The sequence below is a fragment of the Arthrobacter sp. 05L45_2 genome, from assembly GCF_056397525.1.
On record NZ_JBFTNO010000277.1, the window covers coordinates 1 to 2,943 of the forward strand.

Consider the following 2,943-nt stretch of genomic DNA (forward strand, 5'->3'; position numbering starts at 1 on the left):
CCCGCAGGGCTGCCAGGGCCGCAGCGGGATCCGGGAGGGACGACTCCACGGTGCCTCCGCCGCCGTCGGCCATCAGTCGGAAGCTGTATTCCGGCCCGCCGGGGGCTTCCGTCAGGGTGATGGTGAGGTCGACGTCGTGCCTGCTGTCGGGTCCGGTCTGATCGGTCATGGGCGTCCTTCCTGGGGTGCGGGCAGCGGGGCCGCCTCCGATGCGGCCGTGAGCAGCGGGGCCAGTTCGGCAAGAAGCCGCCGGCGAAGCTCCTGGGAGGCGTCGGCAAAGGTCCGTTGGTGCTCGACGTATTCAGCCTTGCCCTCCGGGACTTCGATGCGGATAGGCGGGTAGCCCCACTCGCTCAGATCATAGGGTGAGGCCTGCATGTCCATGGCGCGGATCCGCCACGAGAGCTCGAAGCAATCCATCACCAGCTCGCTGGGCAGCGCCGGTGCCAGTTTGTAGGCCCATTTGTACAGGTCCATGTTCGCGTGCAGGCAGCCGGGCTGCTCGAGGGTCCGCTGGTTCTCGCGGCTCGGTGCCAGGGTGTTCAGCGGGACCGCGTCCGGGGTATAGAAGCGGAACGCGTCAAAATGCGAGCAGCGGATGCGGTTCTCTTCGACCACCCGGTCCGTCTGCTCCGACCCCAGCCGCAGCTGCAGGTACTCGTGCCGCAGCTCGAACTTGTCCTGCCGGTAGACCATCGCCCACTCGTGCAGCCCGAAACAGCCGAACTGGGCGGGCCTCGCGGAGGTGCCCGCGAGGATGATGCCGGCGAACTGCAGGGCGTCGCGGCGTTCGCTGAGGAACCGGCCGACGTCGGCCGTCACCGCGGCCGTCCCCGGGGCCAGCCCGGCGGCTGCCAGCTCGCCGTCGTCGGGAGCGCGGTAGTACTTCCAGTCAGCGCGCTGCCTGGCGGCCGGCCCGGAGAGCACGACGCCGGCGCCCGGGTGCCAGCGCATCAGCTGTCCGGGCTTTTGCGTGTAGTAGGTGAAGAGGAAGTCCTCCACCGGGTGTTTCCGTCCGGCGGAGCGCCGGGCCAGGTAGGGCTCGGCGTAGGTCCGGACGCGCTGGTGGTGGGCTGCTTCCCGCTCCAGCCACTGGTCCTGCGGAAGGTGCAGCAGTTTAGACAGCCCCTCCGGTTGACCCGAGGATCTCCTTGGCGGCATTCCAGGCCGCGATCTCGCAGCCGTCCTTGCGGCTGAAGTTCGATTCGACGGCTTTGCCGTCAACTGAACCCGTCACCGTGGCCTGCTCCGGGCCGCCGTACTGCTGGGTGCAGGCCCGGTCTGTGGGCCGGGGGGCGGTGTTCAGGAGCGCCGCGTTCTTCTTCAGCGCCGCACAGGCCGCGGCGGCGGTGGGGTGCTTGCTCTCGGCGGCGGGGACGCCGTCCTGGCAGACCAGGGTGTAATTGACGGCATTGGCGTTTGCGGAGGCCTTGATCATGATGGCCAGCTCGGCATTGCCCTGGCCGGGACCGGCGGAGGGTGCTTCGGCCGACGGGGACGGCGCGGGGACGGTGGTCTCCGTATCGGCCGAGGGTGTGCTGCCGGGGGACGTGGCGGAGGCGGAGGCGGAGGCCGTGCCGGTGGATGACGGGCTCGGCGCGGGTCCGCCGCCGGGGGAGCAGGCGGCCAGGGCGAGGGCGGTCATCACAACGAGCGCTGTAGGAATCAGGTTCTTGCGCATTGGCTCTTCTCCTCGGTCTCAGCCCCATTCTAGCGCCGGAGCGTGGGCCGGCATYCGGGCCGGAAGTACCCTTAGCCCCCGCTCGGGGCCCCGGCAGACTGGGTGGCCGCGATGAGCCGCATCATGGCTGCGTGCAGTTCCCCGACCTGCTCCCGGTCCAGACCCAGCCGGGCCATCATGGTCCCGGGGACCGCCGTGGCCTGCTGCCGGAGCGCTGCGCCGCGGGGGGTCAGGCGGACGGCGAGGCTGCGTTCGTCGCCCTCGGCCCGCTGCCTGGTGAGGTAGCCCGCAGCTTCCAGCCGGCGCAGCAGCGGTGAGATCGTGGCGGGTTCCTGCGCGAGGGCGTCACTGATGTCCCGGACTGAGCGCGGGCTGGATTCCCAGAGGCAGAGCATTACCAAGTACTGGGGATGAGTGAGGCCCAGCTTGTCGAGCACCGGCTTATAAGCGCCCACCACACTGCGGGAGGCAACCGTCAGGGCAAAGCAGAGCTGGTGTTCCAGCAGCAGGTCTTCGTCTTCGGGTGTGGCGGTGGCGACGGTGATGGTGTCGTCGGTCATGCAGGCCTCCTTCAAATGGTTAGTGCACTAATCATTAGCGTACACTGGATGGAACATCCGGTTCGAGGAAGTAGGTAGCGATGGCCAAGGAAAACCGTGCCGAGCGTTTCATGCGGGCAACGGGCAAACTGCGGGCAATTTTCGGTCCCGCCAGTCGAACCTCGCTCGGCCACGAAATGACGGAGCAGAACCGGCTGCTGCTGGCCCAGCGCGAGGCCGAAACCCAGCAGTGGGAAACCGTCCACCGGCCCGACGGCAGCACCTACGTGGTGCCCCGCAACCCGGGCGACAAGTCCTTGCGCTGAGGCCGCACCGGGGCCGGCCACCTGAGCCCGCGCCGGAGCTGGCCTGCGCGGCCGACTGCGCGCGGTTTGCCGCCGCCACCCACGCTGCCATTTGCCGCCGTCGGGCGTAAAATAGGGGCACTGGCGCCGCCCGCGCCACCTTTGTTCCGGAAGGCCTGTCAGCAGGAATTGGCCTGACAGCAGGAAAGGGGGTGGGAAATATGGCACGTGCACTGAGGATGGCTGCACTGAGCCGGCACCTGCACCCTTCGTCCTGGGCGCGGTTCCTGTTTGGCCCCGCCTCGCGGGGGGACTACACCGCACCGATCGTGCACCGGCACGACGACTTCGAGCACGCCTCCGAAACGGACCTCGCGGGTTTTGAGGTCGAGACCGATACGCAGGGGCACCACTACGC

General features: G+C 68.8%; 4 protein-coding genes and 1 pseudogene. 2 read left to right on the forward strand and 3 right to left on the reverse strand.

The window, feature by feature from the left end; all coding sequences use genetic code 11:
- Nucleotides 1-165: 165 nt before the first annotated feature.
- The 3 genes from AC1DHD_RS15340 to AC1DHD_RS15350 all read right to left on the reverse strand — a co-directional run bounded on the left by AC1DHD_RS15340 (nt 166) and on the right by AC1DHD_RS15350 (nt 2,241).
- A complete protein-coding gene (locus tag AC1DHD_RS15340) occupies nt 166-1,161 on the reverse strand; it encodes a 3-methyladenine DNA glycosylase (RefSeq protein ID WP_476880539.1) in 996 nt (331 codons plus the stop codon).
- Entirely contained in the window at nt 1,118-1,681 is a 564-nt protein-coding gene (locus tag AC1DHD_RS15345) for an SSI family serine proteinase inhibitor (protein ID WP_476880540.1), read from the reverse strand. Before AC1DHD_RS15345 ends, AC1DHD_RS15340 begins: the two co-directional genes overlap by 44 nt.
- A 71-nt stretch (nt 1,682-1,752) precedes the next feature.
- Nucleotides 1,753-2,241 (reverse strand): MarR family winged helix-turn-helix transcriptional regulator, encoded by a 489-nt coding sequence (locus AC1DHD_RS15350; protein WP_476880541.1) that lies wholly within the window; start codon nt 2,239-2,241, stop codon nt 1,753-1,755.
- Between the two features lie 80 nt (nt 2,242-2,321).
- On the opposite strand from AC1DHD_RS15350, the gene AC1DHD_RS15355 reads away from it, so the two are divergent.
- A complete protein-coding gene (locus AC1DHD_RS15355) occupies nt 2,322-2,546 on the forward strand; it encodes a hypothetical protein (RefSeq protein ID WP_476880542.1) in 225 nt (74 codons plus the stop codon).
- 200 nt (nt 2,547-2,746) lie between these two features.
- Nucleotides 2,747-2,943, forward strand: a pseudogene (locus AC1DHD_RS15360) (hypothetical protein); the annotation flags it as partial.

Bases quoted from the DNA above. Each gene is read 5' to 3' on its own strand.
- AC1DHD_RS15340 (WP_476880539.1), bottom strand. From the start codon at position 1,161: ATGCCGCCAAGGAGATCCTCGGGTCAACCGGAGGGGCTGTCTAAACTG.
- AC1DHD_RS15345 (WP_476880540.1), bottom strand. From the start codon at position 1,681: ATGCGCAAGAACCTGATTCCTACAGCGCTCGTTGTGATGACCGCCCTC.
- AC1DHD_RS15350 (WP_476880541.1), bottom strand. From the start codon at position 2,241: ATGACCGACGACACCATCACCGTCGCCACCGCCACACCCGAAGACGAA.
- AC1DHD_RS15355 (WP_476880542.1), top strand. From the start codon at position 2,322: ATGGCCAAGGAAAACCGTGCCGAGCGTTTCATGCGGGCAACGGGCAAA.